This is a genomic window from Streptosporangium sp. NPDC049248 (assembly GCF_040678965.1).
Lineage (GTDB): Bacteria > Actinomycetota > Actinomycetes > Streptosporangiales > Streptosporangiaceae > Streptosporangium > Streptosporangium fukuiense.
The window spans coordinates 6728-11988 of record NZ_JBFAQY010000010.1 but is presented as its reverse complement, the minus strand read 5'-3'; the positions used below and the strand labels follow the sequence as shown (position 1 = coordinate 11988).

The following is a 5261-nucleotide window of genomic DNA, read 5'->3' as shown; positions in this document are numbered from 1 at the left end:
CGAGGCGCACACCTACACGGTGGCGGCGTACAACTCGGCGGGTGAGGGGCCGAAGAGCGACCCGGCCAGTGCCACCACCACCGGCTGCACCACGGGCCCGCTGCCCAAGCACTTCCTCACCGGGTACTGGCACAACTTCGACAACGCGGCGGTCGAGCTGCGGCTGTCGGCGGTGCCCAACGAGTACGACCTGGTCGCGGTCTCCTTCGGCGAGGCCACCGCCACCCCGGGCGAGGTCGTCTTCGGTGTGGACCCGGGCCTGTCGGCCTCCCTCGGCGGCTACACCGACGCCCAGTTCAAGACCGACGTGCAGACCCTCCACTCCCGCGGCAAGAAGGTCATCCTCTCGGTCGGCGGCGAGGCCGGTCGGGTACAGGTGGCGAGCGCCGCCGCCGCGACCAAGTTCGCCGACACCGTCTACGCCCTGATGCAGAACTACGGCTTCGACGGCGTCGACATCGACCTGGAGAACGGCCTCAACGCCACCTACATGGGCCAGGCGCTCCGTGCGCTGCGGGCCAAGGCCGGCGCGAACCTGATCATCACGATGGCGCCGCAGACCATCGACATGCAGTCCACCGGCGCCGAGTACTTCAAGCTGGCGCTGGACATCAAGGACATCCTCACCGTCGTCCACACCCAGTACTACAACTCCGGCTCCATGCTCGGCTGCGACCAGATGGCCGCCTACTCGCAGGGCACCGTCAACTTCATGACCGCGCTGGCCTGCATCCAGTTGGAGAACGGCCTCCGCCCCGACCAGGTGGCGCTCGGCCTGCCCGCGGGACCGGGCGCGGCGGGCGGCGGGATCGTCGCCCCCGCACTGGTCAACCAGGCCCTGACCTGCCTGGCCACCAGGACCGGCTGCGGCGGCTTCGTGCCGCCGCGCGCCTACCCCGGGATCCGTGGCGCGATGACCTGGTCCATCAACTGGGACGCCAGTAACGGCTGGAACTTCTCCAGGACCGTCAAGCCGCACCTCGCGACCCTGCCCTAAGCCCCCGAACATCCCCCCAACCGAGGAAGAAGCATGAGAATTCGACGAACGCTGACCGCGGTTCTGGCCGCGCTCGGCATGTCACTCGGCCTGTCAACGGTCGCGACCCCGGCCTTCGCGGCATCCCCCACCGCCGTCTTCACCAAGGTCTCCGACTGGGGCACCGGCTTCGAGGGCAAGTACACGATCACCAACGGCGGTACCACCACGATCAACGGCTGGTCGGTCGCCTTCGACCTGCCCTCCGGTGCCAACATCGGTGCCTTCTGGGACGCGTCGCTGAGCCGGAGCGGGCAGCGTTTCACCTTCACCAACGTCGGCTGGAACGGCACCCTGGCGCCCGGCGCGACCGCGAGCTTCGGCTTCAACGGCAGCCCCGGCGGCATCACTCCGTCCAACTGCACGCTCAACGGCGCGGCCTGCGGCGGCGGCAGCACCCCCGGCACCCCGGGCACGCCCGGCACGCCGTCGGTCACCGGCACCACCAACTCCTCGATCTCGCTGTCCTGGGGCGCCTCCAGCGGCACCGTCACCGGCTACCGCGTCTACGAGGGCGGCACCCAGCGCGCCCAGGTCACCGGGACCAGCGCCACCATCGGCTCGCTCGGCACCTGCACCTCGCACACCTACACCGTCAAGGCCTACAACGCCCAGGGCGAGTCGGCCGCCAGCGGCGCGGTGAGCGCCACCACCACCGGCTGCACCAACCCCGACCCGGTCGGCAAGATGCCCGGAGCCCCGTACCTCTACATGGGCTGGGGCAACCCGCCGAACCCCGCGACGGTCATGAGCGCCACCGGCGTGAAGTCCTTCACCATGGCGTTCATCCTGTCCAGCGGCGGCTGCACCCCCGCCTGGGACGGTAACCGGCCGCTGACCGGCGGCGCCGACCAGACCGCGATCAACCAGATCAAGGCCGCGGGCGGCAGCGTCCAGATCTCCTTCGGCGGCTGGCAGGGCAACAAGCTCGGCCCGAACTGCTCCACCCCGGCCGCCTTCGCCGGAGCGGTGCAGCAGGTCATCAACGCCGTCGGCCCGGCGGTCGTCGACTTCGACATCGAGAACACCGACGAGTTCGAGAACTACACGGTCCAGGACCGCATCCTCAACGGCCTGAAGATCGTCAAGCAGAACAACCCCAACGTCAAGGTCGTCGTCACCTTCGGCACCACCGTCACCGGCCCGAACTCCCACGGCATCCGCCTGATCAACCAGGCCAAGGCGCTGGCCGTGCCGATCGACAACTACACGATCATGCCGTTCGACTTCGGCGCCTCCAACATCTACACCGACACCGTCAACGCCTCCGAGGGCCTGAAGAACGCGCTGAAGGCGGCCAACGGCTGGACCGACGCGCAGGCGTACGCCCGGATGGGCATCTCCGGCATGAACGGCCTGTCCGACCAGCAGGAGCTGACCACGGTGGCGGCCTGGACCCAGATCCGCGACTGGGCCAAGTCCAAGGGCCTGACCCGCTTCGCCTACTGGGCGGTCAACCGCGACCGTCCCTGCCCCGGCGGCGGTGTGGTCTCCAACTGCAGCGGCATCGCCCAGAGCGACTGGGACTTCACCCGCGTCACCGCCGGCTTCTGAACCGAGCGATCCGTACGGCCCGCACCCCGCCCGGGGCGCGGGCCGTACCCCCACGACACCCTCCTAGAAATCCTTGCGGGGTAATCGGATGCACCTCAGGAAACTCGCCGCGGCCGCCGTGCTGGCGCTCGGCGGGACGATGCTCGCCACGACACCGGCCCACGCGGCCAACATCGCCACGAACCCGGGCTTCGAGAACGGGCTGACCGGCTGGACCTGCACGGCCTCCTCGGGCGCGACGGCCGTCTCCTCTCCCGTACACGGCGGGACCAAGGCCCTGCAGGCCACCCCCCAGGGCTCGGATCAGGCCCGCTGCCAGCAGACCGTCAGCGTCAAACCGTCCTCGTCCTACTCGCTGTCGGCCTGGGTGCGCGGCGGCTACGTCTTCCTGGGGGTGAGCGGCACCGGAACGACCGACACCAGCACCTGGGCCTCCTCCCCGTCGGCATACACCCAGCTCACGCGCACCTTCACCACGGGCGCCTCGACCACCTCGGTGACGATCTACGTCAGCGGCTGGTACGGCCAGGGCGTCTACCAGGCCGACGACATCGTCCTCGACGGCCCGCCGGGAACCGGCACGCCCAACGACACCACCCCGCCGACCGTGCCGGGGAACCTCACCGTGGGCGGCCCGACCGCGAACTCACTGACCCTGGGCTGGTCGGCCTCCACCGACGACTCCGGCACCGTGGCCCGCTACGAGGTCTCCCGCGACGGCGGCGCACCCGCCGACGCGGGTTCCGGCACCGGCTACACCGCGACCGGGCTGAGCCCCGACACCGTCTACGGCTTCCGCGTGCGGGCCTGCGACGGCGCGGGCAACTGCTCGGCCTACACCTCCTCGGTGAGCGGCCAGACCGGCCGCGACACCGGCCCACCGGCCGGCGAGATCCGCTACGCCCCCTACATCGACATCACCATGCCCACGCCCTCCCTGGTGAACGCGGCGGCGGCGACCGAGGTGAAGAACTACACCCTCGCCTTCGCCCTCGGCGACAGCAGCGGATGCAACCCGGCCTGGGGCGGCACCATCCCGATCAACGACTCCCGGATCGTCAACGACGTCAGGGCGCTCCAGGCCCAGGGCGGCCAGGTCATCGTGGCGACCGGCGGCGCGATGGGACCGTACCTGGAGCACGTCTGCGGCACCTCCGCCGCGCTGGTCGCCGCCTACAAGAAGGTGCTCGACACGGTCGGCACCAACCACCTCGACGTCGACGTCGAGGCCTCGATCGACGCGGCCAAGGTCAACACCGCGCTCAAGCAGCTCCAGGCCGAACGCGGCACCGTGATCAGCTACACGCTGCGCATCCAGGGCCAGGACTACGGCGTCGACCCGTTCTCACTGTCGATCCTTCAAGACGCCGCGGCCAAGGGCCTCAACGTGATCGTGAACCCCATGCTGATGAACTTCGGCTACACCGGCAACTGGGGCGACGCGATGGTCACCGCCGCACAGGCGACCCTCGCCCAGATGAGAACCGTCTGGCCCGCCAAGACCGACGCCCAGCTCAAGAAGCTGCTGGGCCTCACCCCGATGATCGGCAAGAACGACACCGGGATGACCACCACCCAGGCCGACGCCCGCAAGCTGCTCACCTGGGCCAACGCCAACCACGTCGGCTTCGTCGGCTTCTGGTCCAGCGCCCGCGACAACGGAGGTTGCCCGAGCGGCCAGGTCTCACCGACCTGCAGCGGCATCTCCCAGTCGGCCTGGGAGTTCACCAACATCTTCAAGGGGTTCACCGGATGAGGTTCAGGAAACTCGCGGCGATCGCCGTACTGGCACTGGGCGGGACGATGCTCGCCGCGTCGCCCGCCCACGCCGCGAACATCGCGGCCAACCCCGGATTCGAGAACGGGCTGACCGGCTGGACCTGCACGGCCTCCTCGGGGGCCGCGGCGGTGTCCTCACCGGTGCACGGTGGCACGAAGGCGCTGCAGGCCACGCCGGCCGGCAACGACACCGCCCGCTGCCAGCAGACGGTCAGCGTCAGGCCGTCCTCGGCCTACACCCTGTCGGCCTGGGTCAGGGGCGGCTACGTCTTCCTCGGCGCGACCGGCACCGGCGGGACCGACCCCAGCACCTGGGTGTCCTCGCCGTCCTCCTACGCCCAGCTGTCCACCTCGTTCACCACCGGCGCCGCCACCACCTCGGTGACGATCTACGTCAACGGCTGGTACGGCCAGGGCACCTACCAGGCCGACGACTTCGTCCTGGACGGTCAGCCGGGCCAGGGGCAGCCCCCCGCCACGCCCACCGGGCTCACCGGCACCGGCAACGTCACCACCGCGTCGCTGAGCTGGAGTGCCTCCTCGGGGGCGACCGGTTACAACGTCTATCGCAACGGCACCAAGGTCGGCACCGCCACCGGGACCGCCTTCTCCGAGGCTCCCGGGGCGGGTACCCACAGCTACCAGGTGAGCGCGACCAACGCCTCGGGGGAGTCGGCGAAGTCCGGCGCGGTCTCCGTGACGGTCGGCAACGACCAGCCGCCGCCCCCGCCCGTACCGTCGGGGCTGGCCGCCACCGTCAGCGGCGTCGGCGTCTCGCTGAGCTGGAGTGCCTCTTCGGGGGCGACCGGTTACAACGTCTATCGCAACGGCACCAAGGTCGGCACCGCCACCGGGACCGCCTTCTCCGAGGCTCCCGGGGCGGGTACCCACA

General features: G+C 70.2%; 4 protein-coding genes. All 4 read left to right on the top strand.

Going from position 1 to position 5261, the window contains the following annotated elements; genetic code table 11:
- The coding region (locus AB0K21_RS19645) for a chitinase (RefSeq protein ID WP_364151661.1) at positions 1-997 on the top strand (997 nt) is incomplete at its 5' end.
- Between the two features lie 33 nt (positions 998-1030).
- Positions 1031-2590: a cellulose binding domain-containing protein gene (locus AB0K21_RS19640; RefSeq protein ID WP_343981431.1), complete on the top strand. Its 1560-nt coding sequence runs from the start codon at positions 1031-1033 to the stop codon at positions 2588-2590.
- Positions 2591-2678: 88 nt separating this feature from the next.
- Positions 2679-4346, top strand: a complete 1668-nt coding sequence (locus AB0K21_RS19635; RefSeq protein ID WP_364151658.1) for a carbohydrate binding domain-containing protein — start codon at positions 2679-2681, stop codon at positions 4344-4346.
- Positions 4343-5261 (top strand): carbohydrate binding domain-containing protein (locus AB0K21_RS19630; RefSeq protein ID WP_364151655.1); only part of this gene is annotated, 919 nt, incomplete at its 3' end. The genes AB0K21_RS19635 and AB0K21_RS19630, both read left to right, overlap by 4 nt.